This window comes from Bradyrhizobium sp. SZCCT0153 (genome assembly GCF_018129995.1).
In the GTDB taxonomy this organism is placed as follows: Bacteria; Pseudomonadota; Alphaproteobacteria; order Rhizobiales; family Xanthobacteraceae; genus Bradyrhizobium; species Bradyrhizobium japonicum_G.
Map to the genome: position 1 here is coordinate 1130883 of NZ_JAFCKS010000002.1, position 13102 is coordinate 1143984.

General features: G+C 64.1%; 14 protein-coding genes. 10 read left to right on the forward strand and 4 right to left on the reverse strand.

Going from position 1 to position 13102, the window contains the following annotated elements; translation table 11 throughout:
• Positions 1-26 precede the first annotated feature (26 nt).
• Genes JQ572_RS12910 through JQ572_RS12925 form a run of 4 tightly spaced genes read left to right on the forward strand, consistent with a single transcriptional unit; the run spans position 27 to position 3234 of the window.
• Positions 27-740 (forward strand): PIG-L deacetylase family protein, encoded by a 714-nt coding sequence (locus JQ572_RS12910; RefSeq protein WP_211383374.1) that lies wholly within the window; start codon positions 27-29, stop codon positions 738-740.
• Entirely contained in the window at positions 737-1420 is a 684-nt protein-coding gene (locus tag JQ572_RS12915) for a 4-carboxy-4-hydroxy-2-oxoadipate aldolase/oxaloacetate decarboxylase (protein ID WP_211383375.1), read from the forward strand. Before JQ572_RS12910 ends, JQ572_RS12915 begins: the two co-directional genes overlap by 4 nt.
• Positions 1421-1444: 24 nt before the next feature.
• Positions 1445-2314 carry a substrate-binding domain-containing protein gene (locus tag JQ572_RS12920; protein ID WP_211383376.1) on the forward strand — a complete coding sequence of 290 codons (870 nt, stop codon included), beginning with the start codon at positions 1445-1447 and terminating at the stop codon, positions 2312-2314.
• Positions 2311-3234 carry a DUF1932 domain-containing protein gene (locus JQ572_RS12925; RefSeq protein ID WP_211383558.1) on the forward strand — a complete coding sequence of 308 codons (924 nt, stop codon included), beginning with the start codon at positions 2311-2313 and terminating at the stop codon, positions 3232-3234. The genes JQ572_RS12920 and JQ572_RS12925 overlap by 4 nt, the downstream gene beginning before the upstream one ends.
• A 12-nt stretch (positions 3235-3246) precedes the next feature.
• Here the strand turns inward: JQ572_RS12925 and JQ572_RS12930 are convergent, their stop codons facing one another.
• Together JQ572_RS12930 and JQ572_RS12935 are read right to left on the reverse strand one after the other, a co-directional pair.
• Positions 3247-3558 carry a hypothetical protein gene (locus tag JQ572_RS12930; protein WP_211383377.1) on the reverse strand — a complete coding sequence of 104 codons (312 nt, stop codon included), beginning with the start codon at positions 3556-3558 and terminating at the stop codon, positions 3247-3249.
• A 213-nt stretch (positions 3559-3771) separates the two neighbouring features.
• Complete coding sequence (locus JQ572_RS12935) at positions 3772-5013, reverse strand: amidohydrolase family protein (RefSeq protein ID WP_211383378.1); 1242 nt, start codon at positions 5011-5013, stop codon at positions 3772-3774.
• 148 nt (positions 5014-5161) lie between these two features.
• On the opposite strand from JQ572_RS12935, the gene JQ572_RS12940 reads away from it, so the two are divergent.
• Entirely contained in the window at positions 5162-5578 is a 417-nt protein-coding gene (locus tag JQ572_RS12940) for a nuclear transport factor 2-like protein (RefSeq protein WP_211383379.1), read from the forward strand.
• Positions 5579-5664: 86 nt separating this feature from the next.
• Here the strand turns inward: JQ572_RS12940 and JQ572_RS12945 are convergent, their stop codons facing one another.
• Entirely contained in the window at positions 5665-6420 is a 756-nt protein-coding gene (locus tag JQ572_RS12945) for a GntR family transcriptional regulator (protein WP_211383380.1), read from the reverse strand.
• Between the two features lie 196 nt (positions 6421-6616).
• Here JQ572_RS12945 and JQ572_RS12950 point away from each other — a divergent pair, with 196 nt between their 5' ends.
• From JQ572_RS12950 to JQ572_RS12970, 5 genes are all read left to right on the forward strand, one after another.
• Positions 6617-7474 (forward strand): ABC transporter ATP-binding protein, encoded by an 858-nt coding sequence (locus JQ572_RS12950; RefSeq protein ID WP_211383381.1) that lies wholly within the window; start codon positions 6617-6619, stop codon positions 7472-7474.
• Position 7475: 1 nt separating this feature from the next.
• Positions 7476-8252, forward strand: a complete 777-nt coding sequence (locus JQ572_RS12955; RefSeq protein WP_211383382.1) for an ABC transporter permease — start codon at positions 7476-7478, stop codon at positions 8250-8252.
• Between the two features lie 45 nt (positions 8253-8297).
• Complete coding sequence (locus tag JQ572_RS12960) at positions 8298-9323, forward strand: ABC transporter substrate-binding protein (RefSeq protein ID WP_211383383.1); 1026 nt, start codon at positions 8298-8300, stop codon at positions 9321-9323.
• 18 nt (positions 9324-9341) lie between these two features.
• On the forward strand, positions 9342-10778 hold the full coding sequence (locus JQ572_RS12965; RefSeq protein WP_211383384.1) for an amidohydrolase family protein: 1437 nt from the start codon (positions 9342-9344) through the stop codon (positions 10776-10778).
• Positions 10779-10925: 147 nt separating this feature from the next.
• Entirely contained in the window at positions 10926-11834 is a 909-nt protein-coding gene (locus JQ572_RS12970) for an amino acid ABC transporter substrate-binding protein (protein WP_211383385.1), read from the forward strand.
• A gap of 42 nt (positions 11835-11876) precedes the next feature.
• Here the strand turns inward: JQ572_RS12970 and JQ572_RS12975 are convergent, their stop codons facing one another.
• Positions 11877-13088: an acyl-CoA dehydrogenase family protein gene (locus JQ572_RS12975; RefSeq protein ID WP_211383386.1), complete on the reverse strand. Its 1212-nt coding sequence runs from the start codon at positions 13086-13088 to the stop codon at positions 11877-11879.
• Positions 13089-13102: the final 14 nt, after the last annotated feature.

Sequence of the window (13102 nt, forward strand, 5' to 3'; positions counted from 1 at the left end):
ACGAACGAAAGAGGGGAGTTTGTCCCATGAAGACAGGTCTCGTGGTCACGGCCCATCCGGGCGATTTCGTCTGGCGCGCCGGCGGTGCCATCGCGCTGCATGCGAAAAAGGGCTATCGCATGAAGATCGTGTGCATGTCCTTCGGCGAGCGCGGCGAAAGCCAGTTCGCCTGGAAGGAGAAGGGCGCAACGCTGGAATCGGTCAAGGCCGGCCGCAAGGACGAGGCGGAGCGGGCGGCAAAGCTGCTCGGCGCCGAGATCGAGTTCTTCGACTGCGGCGACTATCCGCTGAAGCTTGACGAGGCGCATTTCGATCGCATGGTCGACATCTACCGCGAGCTCAATCCGAGCTTCGTGCTGACGCACGCGCTGGAAGACCCGTATAATTTCGACCATCCGAACGCGGCGCATTTCGCGCAGGAGACCCGCGTGGTCGCGCAGGCGATGGGCCACAAGCCCGGCGCGCAGTACAAATATTCGGCGCCGCCGGTGTTTCTGTTCGAGCCGCACCAGCCCGAGCAGTGCAATTACAAGCCGGACCTGCTCCTCAAGATCGACGAGGTCTGGAAGGAGAAGTACGAGGCGTTCCAGATCCTCGCCGCGCAGAAGCATCTGTGGGGCTATTACGAGCGCGTCGCGCTCAACCGCGGCATCCAGGGCAGCCGCAACACAGGCGTGCCCATGACTTACGGCGAGGCCTATCAGCGCCTGTTCCCGACCGTTGCGGAGGAGCTTGCATGAAGCCGGTCGTCGTTCGCAACATCAAGCGTGCCGATCCCGCCGGGATGGCGGAGTACGGCGTTTCGACCGTGCACGAAGCCTACGGCCGCATCGGTCTGATGAAGCCTTACTTGCGCCCCGTCTGGGCCGGCGCGGCGATTGCCGGCCCAGCCGTGACCGTGCTGGCCCAGCCCGGCGACAACTGGATGATCCATGTCGCGGTCGAGCAGTGCACGAAGGGCGATATCCTCGTCGTCGGCTGCACCACCGACAATACCGATGGCATGTTCGGCGAATTGCTCGCGACCTCGCTCCAGGCGCGCGGCGTGCAGGGGCTGATCATCGATGCCGGTTGCCGCGACGTGAAGGCCCTGCATGAAATGAAGTTTCCGGTGTGGTCGCGCGCGATCTCGGCCAAGGGCACGGTCAAGGCCACGCTCGGCTCGGTCAACATTCCCGTGGTCTGCGCCGGCGTCAGCGTCGATCCCGGCGACATCATCGTGGCCGATGACGACGGCGTCGTGGTGGTGCCGAAGCGCTATGCCGCGGAAGTCGCCGAGAAGGCGAAGAAGCGCAACGCGGATGAAGGCGGCAAGCGCACGCGTCTCGCGTCGGGCGAACTGGGCCTCGACATGTACAGCATGCGCGAGACGCTGGCCAAGGCCGGGCTCGTCTATGTCGACAATCCCGAGGACGTCTAGGGCGAAGAGAAGCGGAGCGCGCGGATGGATCGTCTCAAGCTGAAGGCCGTGCTCGGCAGTCACCCTCACGTCCGGGCGGTGAAGAGCGGCGAGCTCCGCTCCGACCTTTTCGACCTCGACTTCATCGAGTACACGCCGACCAACACCGCGTTCAAGCCGATGGTGCGCGAGCAGGCTTTCGACGTCTGCGAGATGGCGATCGTCACTTATCTGATGGCGAAGGCCCATGGCAAGCCGCTGGTGCTGTTGCCGGCGACCATGCTCGGCCGCTTCCAGCATGCTTACGCGCTGTACAATCCCGCGCAGGGTACGCTTGGGCCAACCGATCTCGAAGGCAGGCGCGTCGGCATCCGCTCGTTCACGACGACGACGGGGGCCTGGATCAGGGGTATCCTCGCCAACGACTACGGCGTCAATCTCGAGAAGATTCGCTGGGTCACCTTCGAGGACCCGCACGTCGCCGAATATGTCGACACCACCGAGCGGGCGCCGAAGGACAAGAAGGTCCTTCAGATGCTGCTCGACGGCGAGCTCGATGCCGTCCTCGGCGAGACCTCTGATAATCCCAAGCTGAAGCCGCTGTTTCCGGATCCGGCCGCGGAAGCCGCCAAATGGTTTGCCCTTCGCGGCGCTGTCCCGGTCAATCACCTCGTGGTCGTGACCGAGAAGCTGGCAAAATCGCGCCCCGATGTCGTCGCGGGCGTCTATGACCTGCTCAAGCGGAACAAGGAACAGATGGGCGCTGCCGCTACGCCGGACCTCGTGCCGTTCGGAATCGAAGCGAACAGAAGACCGTTGGAGCTGATCGTCGATTATGCATTTCAGCAGGCGCTGATCCCGCGCCGCTATGCGGTCGAGGAGCTGTTCGACGAGACGACGCGAGGATTGAACTGATGTCGGATCCGAGGCGGTGGCAGATCGGGCTGGTTGGCTATGGCGAGGTCGGCAGGATTCTTGCCGAGGACTTGCGTCAGCAGGACATCAAGGTCGCGGCCTACGACATCAAGCTCGCAGGCGAGCAGGGCGCTTCCCTGAAGGAGCATGCGGCCAAATTCGGTGTCACGCTCGCGACCTCTCACGCCGATCTGACCGCGAAATCCGATTTCATCATCTCCGCGGTCACGGCGAGCCAGGCCGTTCCGGTGGCAAAGGCCTGCGCGGCCGCGATCAACCAAGGCACCTGGTTTCTCGATTTCAATTCGGCGTCTCCAGGCGCCAAGCAGCGCGCCGCAGCGCTGATCGACGGCGCTGCCGGACGCTATGTCGAGGGCGCCGTGATGACCTCGGTACCGCCGTATCGCATCAAGGTGCCGCTGCTGCTCGGCGGTCCCGGCGCCAGGGAGCTGGAACCGCTCCTGAACACGATCGGTTTCGCGGCGAAGGTTGCCAGCGACAAGCTGGGCGTATCCTCCGCGGTGAAGATGTGCCGCAGCATCATGATCAAGGGTCTCGAGGCCATGGTCATCGAAAGCTTCACCACTGCGCGCGCCTATGGCGTCGAAGATGCGGTGCTGGGGTCACTGGCGGAAACCTTCCCCGCCATCAACTGGGAAAAGCAGGGGGCCTACTTCTTCCAGCGCGTGATCGAGCATGGCCGTCGCCGTGCCGAAGAGGTTCGCGAGGTCGCCGAGACCGTGCGTGAGGCAGGACTGACGCCATGGTCCGCGCAGGGCACAGCCGAGCGTCAGACCTGGGTCGCCGATCTCGCCGATGAGGGGCTGTTCGGCACCAGGGGCAGCACGGAGTTCGCACGCAGTGCGGACTGGCGTACCGAGGCGGATCGAATTCTGGCGAAGATCAATCGCGAGACGTAGGCGGCATCCTGCTCAGGATTTAGCAGCGCGGCAGCCGGTGAGTTCGTCGCGCGCGCGTTCGATCAGCACCATCAGGTTTTCAGCCTTGCGGGCCAGCCGATCGCTCACGGTTTCGAGGCGGAATTCCGCGCGGATCACCCGAATGCACTTGTCGGCAGTATCCAGCGTCAGGAGCATGCGCGTCAGGTCATCCTGGTTCCGGACGCCCGCCAGATCGAGGTCGGACAGGACGTGCCCGATGCCGTCGAGCCGTTGCATCGCGGCTTCGCTCGGCGTTCTCGCTCGAACGGCGTGACGGTCGATGCTGTTGAATGCGCTGAACATGTCGATGCTTCCCCGATGAATGCAGACATCAGTGCAGGTTCTGCTTCGACCGGCACCGCGGGACTGGCAATGCGTGCAGCTATCGGGAATCAGTGCGGATCGACTATCCGGTGTTCTACCGGATTCGGAATATGAGAACGATCAGCGGTAACATCGAACTGAAATGGCGCGGCAATCCGCCACGCTTCAATGCAGATATGCGCCGACAGCGGGTCAGCGGCCGGGGCGGAACAGAGTGGGCCGTTGCCGCGCGAAAGTCTGCCGGCCGCTTTTGAAGCCCATCACGATGTCCGGCAGTTCGGCGATGGCGAAGCGGCTGTCCCGGGTATCGAGCACGATCAGATCGGCGGGGTTGCCCACCTTGATGCCGTAATCCCCGAGGTTCATCAGCCGCGCCGGCAGCTCGGTCACCAGATCGAGGCAGGTGTCGAAATCGCTGACCGAGGCGTGCGCGACATTGGCGTAGAAATTCGCCATGCGCAGCAATGACGCATCGCCGAACGGCGTGAAGGGATTGAGCACGTTGTTGGTCGCGACCGAGCACAGCACGCCGTTGCCGGCGAGCTTGTGGGCAAGCGTCAGCCCGCGCGGCGCGTTGTGAGTCGCTTCGCGCCCCATCAGATAGAGATCGGTCGCCGGCAGCACGGTGACGGCAACACCGGCCTTGACGAGTTGCGCGGTGGCCGCCTTCATCCGTTCCGGCGGCAGGGCCGAGAGCTTAGTGGCATGGCCGATCGCCACGCGTCCCCCATAGTTGCGCCGCTCGGTCTGCCGGCAGACCTCATCGAGATGCCACCAGGAGGGATCGAGGTCGAAGTCCAGATGCAGGTCGACATCGACGTCGAACTCCTGGGCCAGATCGAAGATGCGCGCGAGGTGCGCATTCGGGTCGGTGTCCATGTAAGGGCAGCCGCCGATCGCCTCGCCGCCCTCACGCAGCGCCTGGATCAGCAGCTCCTCAGCTCCGGGATCGTTGGTCAGGCCTTCCTGCGGAAAGACACAGAGCGACAGGTCGATCGCCCAGGCATAGTCGCGTTTGAGCGCCTTCACGGCTTCGAAGCCGCGCAAGCCGACGCGCGGATCGATCTCGACATGCGTGCGCATCCGCGTCGTGCCGTGCACGATCGCGCGCTCGAGCACTTTTGCGCCACGCGCGTAGACATCCTCGACCGTAAAGTCCTTTTTCATCCCGGCGACGGCGCGGATCGCCTCCGAGACGCTGCCGTGATCGTGCCCGCAGCGGCCGAGCAGGCAGGCCTTGTCGAGATGGATGTGGGTATCGACGAAGCCGGGCAGGGCAAGGTGCCCGCCGACATCGACCTCGACGGCCTCGCAGGCGAGCTTTGGCTCGATCGCAGCAATGCGGCCCCCCTTCACGCCGATATCGACGGGTGCGGCGGATGATCGCAACAGCGTGTTACGGAAGATCAGGTCGAAGGCGGTCTGCGTGGTCATGGCGTCGGATTCAACTGTGGTAACCTAGCGGAAGCTGGGGAAGCGGGCAGCTCCAGATTGTGTGCAGTAACGCGCCCAAAATGTTCAAAAAATGTGCATGCAGTTTAGCGCGCGAATTGTAGACTATCGAGATCCCGGAGAACCTGCCATGTCCGCCCCTGCAAAAGCCGAACGCCCGATGACCGACGCCGAGATCGTGGAAGCCTATCTCACCGCCTCGATGATACCCGATCCTGATGCCGCCGCGGCCTACATGAAGCCCGGGACACTGATCACGTTTACCGGCGGGCGCGAGTTCGATCATCCGCGCGGGCCGACCGGCTTCAACGCCAAACGCTATCGCTGGGTGAAGAAGAAGATGGACAGGTTCGACGTCTGTCCGGGTGCGGATGAGACCGTCGTCTACAGCGTCGGTACTCTCTTCGGCGAGTGGATCGACGGCACCCCGTTCGAGGGTAACCGCTATGTCGATCGCTTTGTCGTCAGGGACGGGCAGATCGTGAAGATGGACGTCTGGAACGACAGCGCCGAGCGCATTCTGGTCCAGCGCGGGATTGAAGCCTAGCACGCGCATGATCCGGAAAACTGCGCAACGGCTTTCCGACGAGATCATGCGCAATTAGAAAAGGCTGAAGCGCAATTCATTGCGCTCTAGCGGCGTGCCACCTTCGGCAGCTTGACGACGCGATCGCTCGTCGCCTCGTCGGCATAGGGCGCGAGAATATCGAGCAGGTCGCGGCCGCGCTGCGGGGCAGGAGCCACCAGCGCGCGACTGGCCACGGAATCGAGATGATGATGCATCAAGTCCATCACCTTGGCCCCGTCGCCCTTGGCGAGCGCGGCGATGATGGCGCGGTGCTCGTTGATCGCGCATTCGGTCGAATGCGGCCGGCTGTAGAGCGACAGCGTCAGGCAGCAGCGATAGGCGACTTCGCTGACATAGCGCACCAGGATCGGGCTGCTCGTCATCTGCGCGAGCAGGATGTGGAATTCGGTGGCGAGCCGGATCGAGACCGCATCCGTGCCGCCGCGCGTGCGGTCCTCCGCGTCGACATGGTCGTTCAGCTCCGCGATCTGGCTCTTGGTCAGCTTGCCCGCGAGCTGGCGGACGACGAGGCCCTCGAGCTGGATGCGGATGTCGAAGGCATCGCGCGCCTCCTGCCAGCTCGGGGTCGCCACCACGGCGATCCGGTTGCGGCGGAGCTCGACCAAGCCTTCGGCGGCGAGCTGCCCCAATGCATGGCGGGCAATGGTGCGGCTGACGCCGAACCGTTCGCCGAGTGAATCCTCCGGCAGCTTGGCGCCGGGCTCCAGCGCCTGCTCGATGATCGCGCGCCGCAGCGCGCGGCAGATCACGCTGACCTTGTCGGACGATTCGGAAGTCTTGTGGGAGGCGCGAGCGGCCATCGGCGAATCCATGGAGCGGGACTTCTTCTGTCTTTAGCACAGCATTTTGGCAAACCGGCGCTCCAATTGCATGCAGTTTGGCGCGCGGATTGCCTAAATCAAATCCCGCCATCTCGCGCACCTTTCGGCTACGCCCTGGATTTTTCGGAGATCGGCGACTGGCATTCAGCTTGCATGCACTTTGGCTGTGATGCGCATGCAACCTAACGTCCAGTTTGACGGCCAGCCAGTTCCCGAAGGCTCCGGCCCCGCCGCCATCGAGCTGTCCGAGGCGTCGGTGACCTTCGGGCGCGGCGATCGCGCCGTGCCGGCTCTGTCGAAGACCAGCTTGCGGATCGCCGACGGTGAGTTTGTCGCACTGGTCGGCCCATCCGGATGCGGCAAATCGACCATTCTGCGTCTCGTCAGCGGCCTGGTGCAGCCGACCGGCGGCGTCGTCATCGTCGGCGGCCGCGAGGTCGCGGCGCAAGCGCTGCGGGTCGGCATGGCCTTCCAGAACCCGACCATGCTGCCGTGGATGACGATCGAGCGGAACATCATGCTGCCGCTGAAGATCGTCGAGCCGTTTCGCTCGGACTTCCGCAGGCTGCGCAAGACCGAGTTCCGCGACAAGGCCAATGCACTGCTGGAGCAGGTCGGCCTCAAGGGCTTCGGCAGCCGCTTTCCCTGGCAGCTCTCGGGCGGCATGCTCCAGCGTGCCAATCTCTGCCGCGCGCTGATCCACGAGCCGCGCCTGCTGCTGCTGGATGAACCTTTCGGCGCGCTCGACCAGTTCACCCGCGAGGAACTGTGGGCGATCCTGCAGGACCTCTGGATGACGCACAAGCCGACGGTGCTACTCGTCACCCATGACCTGCGCGAGGCCGGGTTCCTGGCCAGCCGCATTTGCGTGATGAGCGCGCGACCGGGCCGCATTCTCGACGACAGCCGTGTGGATTTCGCGCGGCCGCGCACCGTCGCCATGACGTTCGAGCCGGATTTCGTCGCGCTGAACCAGAAGCTGCGCGCCTTCATCGAGGATGCGCGCGGCGCGGCCGAGCAGGGGGCAGGCTGAGATGTCGGGAATTGATATCAGGCAGAAGGCGTGGTCGGCGGGGCTGATCGTGCTGTTCTTCGTCGGCTGGGAGCTGTTTTGTCTCGCGACCGGCATGTCGGATCTGGTGCTACCGCGGCCGTCGCAGGTGTTCGTGACCCTGTACCAGCGCTTTCCCGTGCTGTGGCCGCATATCGTACAGACGCTCGCCACCACGATGTTCGGCTTCGTTCTGGGCGTCGCGCTCGGCGTTGCCCTTGGCGCGATCATCGGCGTTTCCAAAACTGCCTATGACACCTGCTATCCGCTCCTGATCGGCTTCTCCTCGATCCCCAAGGTCGCCGTGGTGCCGATCTTCGTGCTGTGGTTCGGCTCCGGCACGGTGCCGGCGGTGCTGACTGCGCTGTCGATCTGCTTCTTCCCGATCGTCGTCAACATCGCCACGGGCCTTGCGACCACCGAGCCGGAGCTCGAGGACGTGCTCAAGGCGCTCGGCGCCAGCAAGTTCGACATTCTCTGGAATGTCGGTCTGCCCAGGACCATGCCGTTCTTCTTCGCCTCGCTGAAGGTCGCGATCTCCTACGCCTTCGTCGGCGCGGTGTTGTCGGAGACGGTCGCCTCCAACCGTGGCCTCGGCAACGTCATGATGACCGCTTCGTCCAATTTCAACGTGCCGCTGGTGTTCGCCAGCCTGTTCGTGCTCGCAGCCCTCGGCGTCGCGCTCTACGTCGTGTTCTCGCTGATCGAGGGGCGGGTCACCGGATGGGCCACGCGCAAGAACGACGTCATCGCCACTTGATCTGAATTTCTGAACCGTCACGCAACGAAGCTTGAGGAGGTCTCGATGTTGAGAAGAGCAACTGCCGCACTGCTGGGATTGGCCCTGTCCACGGGCGTCGCCACGGCCGAGGACACCACGATCAAGTTCACGCTGGGCTGGAAGACGCAGGGCAGCGACGCCGCGTTCTTCTACGCCAAGGACAACGGCTTCTTCAAAGAGGAAGGCCTCAACGTCGTGATCGACCAGGGCGAAGGCTCCGGCGCGACCGTCACGCGCGTCATGTCGGGTGCCTATGACGCCGGCTTCGGCGACGTCAACGCCATCATCCAGAACGCCTCGACCAAGCCGCAGGACGCCCCCGTCATGGTCTACATGATGTGGAACCAGCCGCCGTTTGCGATCGTCGCCAAGAACAGCAGTGGCATCAACACCATCAAGGATTTCGAGGGCCACACGCTCGGCGGCGCGCAGGGCACGCCGACGACGCGGCTGTTGCCGGTGTTCACGCGCAAGAACGGGCTCGACGGCGAGAAGATCAAGATCTCGAACATGGCGCCGAACCTGCAGGAGCCGATGCTGATCAAGGGCGACATCGACGCAGCCTTGGTCTTCAACATCACCAGCTACTTCAACCTCGTGCTCAACCGCCAGGATCCGGACAAGGACTTCAAATGGTTCTCGTTCGGTGAATACGGCCTCGATCTCTATTCCAACGGCGTGATGGTCTCCAAGAAGCTGCTCGCGTCGAATCCGAAGGCCGTTGCCGGCCTCGTGCGCGCCATCAACAAGGGCGCGATCGCGGTCGCCAAGGACCAGAATGCGGGCATGAAGGCCGCACTGAACTATGACAATCTGATCGACGTCGCCGTCGAGAAGCGCCGGCTGCAATATTCCTTCGACAAGCTGATCGTCTCCCCGGAGATGAAGGAGATCGGCATCGGCGACATCAAGGACGACCGCATGACGCGCGCGATCGGGATCATCGTCGAGGGTTACCAGCTCGCCCGCGCCCCCACGCCTGCGGAAGTATTTTCCCGCGAGTTCCTGCCGCCGCGCGCAGAGCGGGAGCTTGTATATACTGCCAACTAGCTTGGAGTAACGGCGGTCATGGCCACGGAGATTGCGGCAACCGGCCTGTTCTGTCGTCCTGACCGCGCCATCCGCGACGACGTCACGCTGCGCCACGACGGCGGCGTCATCACTGACATCTCCGGTGGAGCGGGGCCCGTCAGCCCTCGCTCCTTCGTCATTCCCGCCTTCATCAATGCGCATGATCATGCCCGCGCGACCGCGTCGTCCTTCGGCGCGGTCGGCATGCCCCTGGAAAGCTGGATCCTGCGGACCGCGCTGGGCACGCCGGTCGATCCCTATCTGACCGCGGCCTCCGCGCTGGCGCGGGCGGCGAAGGCCGGCTGCGCCGCCATGATGGTGCATTACACACGTCCGAGCGGAACGATGCCTCTGGTCGACGAAGCCAAGGCTGTCGCGAGAGCCGCGTCCGACGTCGGCCTCCGCATCGGCTTTGCGATTGCGGTGCGTGACCGGAATCCGATCGTCTATGGCGACGCCGAACCGGTGCTATCGGGACTATCAAGCGATGACCGCAAGACCATCGAAGAGCTGTTCATCCGCGCGCCGATGTCGCCAGCGGCCTATATCGAGCTGACCGACGCGATTGCCGCTGCCATCGCCGGCCCCATGGTCGACGTGCAACTCGGGCCTGCCGGTGTGCAATGGTGCTCGAAGCCGCTGCTCGAGGCGGTGGCGGAGAATTCGGAGCGAACCGGTCGCCGCATCCACATGCATCTGCTGGAGACCGTGTATCAGCGCGCCTGGGCCGATCAGTATTTTCCGGACATGGTGCGCTGGCTGCGCGACATCGGCTTCCTCTCGGAGCGGCTGACGCTGGCGCATTGCATCCACGCCCGTCCGGACGAGCTCGAGATGATCGCAGCCTCCGGTACGCGTATCGTCACCAATTTCAGCTCGAACATGCATCTGCGCTCGGGGCTGGCGCCGATCGCCGCCGCCCACAGATGCGGCTGTGCCATCGCTGTCGGTGTCGACGGGCTGGCGCTGGACGAGGACGACGACATCCTGCGCGAGATGCGGCTGGTGCAGATGGTCCATGGCGGCCTCGGCTTCAAGGCGACATGGACGCCCGCCGAGCTGTTCGCGCTCGCCGTCCGCAACGGCCGTCGTGCCACCGGTGCGCCGGGCAGCGGCGAGCTCGTCGCCGGCAACCCGGCCGACTACGTCGTGACCGACCTCGACCGGCTCGATCGCGACCGGATCATGCCCGTCGATCCCATGGCGCTGCTGTTCGCGCGGGGCAATGCGTCGCTGGTGAAGGAGGTCGTGGTTGCGGGCAAGACGATCGTGAGGGACGGGGTCTGCGCCGGCGTCGACCTTCCGGCCATCGAGCGGGAATTGCGTGCGATGTACCGCGCCAACGTCGGCAAGCTGTCGAATTTCCAGCGGATGTGGCCGCCGCTGTCTGAGCGACTATCCGGTTGGTTCGAGCAGCAGCTCACCTGCGAATAGGGAGGAGCCATGATGCCGCCTTTCTCGGCCGATATAAAACCGCGATAGCTGATAGTCGGAACCTCGTCTGGTGATTGGTTCGGCCCTGGGGTACACCGTGCGCGGCCGCGCGCCGGCGCAGCCCATAATCGCCTTGAGGAGTCCCCGATGCGTCTTCCCACCGTTCTTTTGGCCCTCACATGCCTTGCGACTGCTGCCTCGGCCGAAGACCTGTCGGGCACGCTCCAGAAGGTCAAGGAAACGAAGAAGATCACGCTGGGCTATCAGGAAGCGTCGGTGCCGTTCAGCTATCTCGACGGCAACCAGAAGCCGGTCGGCTTTGCGATGGACATCTGCCTCAAGATCGTGGACGCCGTGAAAAAGCAGCTCGGCATGCCCGACATCGCCGTCGACTATCTGGCCGTGACGTCGTCGAACCGGATTCCGTTGATGGTCAACGGGACGCTCGACCTGCATTGCTCGGCGACCACCAACAACGCCGATCGCCAGAAGCAGGTCGCCTTCACCAACACGCATTTCCTCAGTGCGACCCGGTTTGCCGCCAAGAAGGCCGCGAAGATCAACACCATCGACGACCTCAAGGGCAAGGCGGTGACGGCGGTGGCGGGATCGGTCAACCTGACCCAGCTCGCCAAGGTCAACACCGAGCGCAATCTCGGCATCAAGATCATGCCGGCTACGGACCAGGCCGAGGCCTTCCTGCTGCTGGAGACCGACCGCGCCCAGGCCTATGCGCTCGACGACGTTCAGCTCGCGGTCGCGATCGCGCGCTCGAAGGAGCCGGCGCTGTTCATGATCAGCGAAGAAACGCTCTCGAAACCTGAGCCCTACGGGATCATGCTGCGGCGGGAGGATGCGCCGTTCAAGGCACTCGCCGATCGCGCCACGGCCGAGCTCTATGCGAGCCCGGAGATCGAGGTGCTCTACAAGAGGTGGCTGGAATCGCCGACGCCGCCGAACGGCCTCAACTACAACGTCCCGCTGTCGGGCGCCTTGCGCAACGCCTTCAAGAAGCCGAGCTCGAGCGCCGATCCCGACGTCTACATGGTGAACTGAGGCGAGGACGAAGAGCGCCGAGCTATCTGACGAGCCCTTCTCTCAGGCGTTCGAATATTTCTTCAGCTCGAACCGCGCGATCTGGTTCCTGTGCACCTCGTCCGGCCCGTCGGCCAGCCGAAGTAAACGCGCGGTCGCATAGGCCTGGGTCAATCCGAAATCGTTCGACGTGCCGCCGCCGCCATGCGCCTGGATTGCCCAGTCGATGATCTGGCAGGCCATGTTGGGTACGGCAACCTTGATCATCGCGATCTCGGCTTTGGCGACCTTGTTGCCGACCGTGTCCATTGCATAGGCGGCGTTCAGCGTCAGCAGCCGGGCCTGCTCGATCATGATGCGGGCTTCCGCGATGCGCTCCTGCGTCACCGTCTGCTCGGAGACCGGCTTGCCGAAGGCGACGCGGCTGCGCACCCGGCGGCACATCTTTTCCAGCGTGCGTTCGGAGAGCCCGATCAGCCGCATGCAATGGTGGATGCGGCCGGGGCCGAGGCGGCCCTGCGCGATCTCGAAGCCGCGGCCTTCGCCGAGCAGCATGTTTTCCTTCGGAACCCGGACATCGGTGAAGACGACTTCGGAGGCGCGATCGGGCACGCCGTAGAAGCCGAACACGGGCAGGGGACGCTTGACCTCGACGCCGGGCGTGTCCATCGGCACCAGGATCATGGATTGCTGCTTGTGGCGATCCGCATTGTCGGGATCGGTCTTGCCCATGAAGATGCAGATCTTGCAGCGCGGGTCGGTCGCGTTGGTCGTGTACCATTTGCGCCCGTTGATGACGTAATGGTCGCCGTCCCGCACGATCGAGCTCTCGATGTTGGTCGCATCCGACGAGGCGACCGCGGGCTCGGTCATCGCGAAGCAGGAGCGGATTTCGCCTGCAAGCAGCGGCTTCAGCCAGCGCTCCTTGTCCTTCTCCGTGCCGTAACGCTCCAGCACCTCCATGTTGCCGGTGTCGGGCGCCGAGCAGTTGAACACTTCGGGCGCGAGATGCGAGCGGCCCATGACCTCGCAGAGCGGGGCATATTCGAGATTGGTCAGGCCTGCGCCGTGGCGGGAGTCCGGCAGGAACAGGTTCCAGAGGCCTTCGGCGCGTGCCAGCGGCTTCAGCTCCTCGACGACCGGATAGACCTTCCACGGCCCGAGCTCCTCCGCCTCGCGATAGAAGCGCTCCTCGTTCGGGTAGATGTTCCGGTCCATGAAGCTTTCGAGCTTGCGCTTGAGCTCGGCGACTTTGGGCGACATCGGGTAGAGCATCTTTCGTCTCCTTG

Excerpts from the sequence above, each read along its gene's own strand:
- JQ572_RS12910 (WP_211383374.1), top strand. The coding sequence starts at position 27 with ATGAAGACAGGTCTCGTGGTCACGGCCCATCCGGGCGATTTCGTCTGG.
- JQ572_RS12915 (WP_211383375.1), top strand. The coding sequence starts at position 737 with ATGAAGCCGGTCGTCGTTCGCAACATCAAGCGTGCCGATCCCGCCGGG.
- JQ572_RS12920 (WP_211383376.1), top strand. The coding sequence starts at position 1,445 with ATGGATCGTCTCAAGCTGAAGGCCGTGCTCGGCAGTCACCCTCACGTC.
- JQ572_RS12930 (WP_211383377.1), bottom strand. The coding sequence starts at position 3,558 with ATGTTCAGCGCATTCAACAGCATCGACCGTCACGCCGTTCGAGCGAGA.
- JQ572_RS12935 (WP_211383378.1), bottom strand. The coding sequence starts at position 5,013 with ATGACCACGCAGACCGCCTTCGACCTGATCTTCCGTAACACGCTGTTG.
- JQ572_RS12940 (WP_211383379.1), top strand. The coding sequence starts at position 5,162 with ATGTCCGCCCCTGCAAAAGCCGAACGCCCGATGACCGACGCCGAGATC.
- JQ572_RS12945 (WP_211383380.1), bottom strand. The coding sequence starts at position 6,420 with ATGGCCGCTCGCGCCTCCCACAAGACTTCCGAATCGTCCGACAAGGTC.
- JQ572_RS12950 (WP_211383381.1), top strand. The coding sequence starts at position 6,617 with ATGCAACCTAACGTCCAGTTTGACGGCCAGCCAGTTCCCGAAGGCTCC.
- JQ572_RS12955 (WP_211383382.1), top strand. The coding sequence starts at position 7,476 with ATGTCGGGAATTGATATCAGGCAGAAGGCGTGGTCGGCGGGGCTGATC.
- JQ572_RS12960 (WP_211383383.1), top strand. The coding sequence starts at position 8,298 with ATGTTGAGAAGAGCAACTGCCGCACTGCTGGGATTGGCCCTGTCCACG.
- JQ572_RS12965 (WP_211383384.1), top strand. The coding sequence starts at position 9,342 with ATGGCCACGGAGATTGCGGCAACCGGCCTGTTCTGTCGTCCTGACCGC.
- JQ572_RS12970 (WP_211383385.1), top strand. The coding sequence starts at position 10,926 with ATGCGTCTTCCCACCGTTCTTTTGGCCCTCACATGCCTTGCGACTGCT.
- JQ572_RS12975 (WP_211383386.1), bottom strand. The coding sequence starts at position 13,088 with ATGCTCTACCCGATGTCGCCCAAAGTCGCCGAGCTCAAGCGCAAGCTC.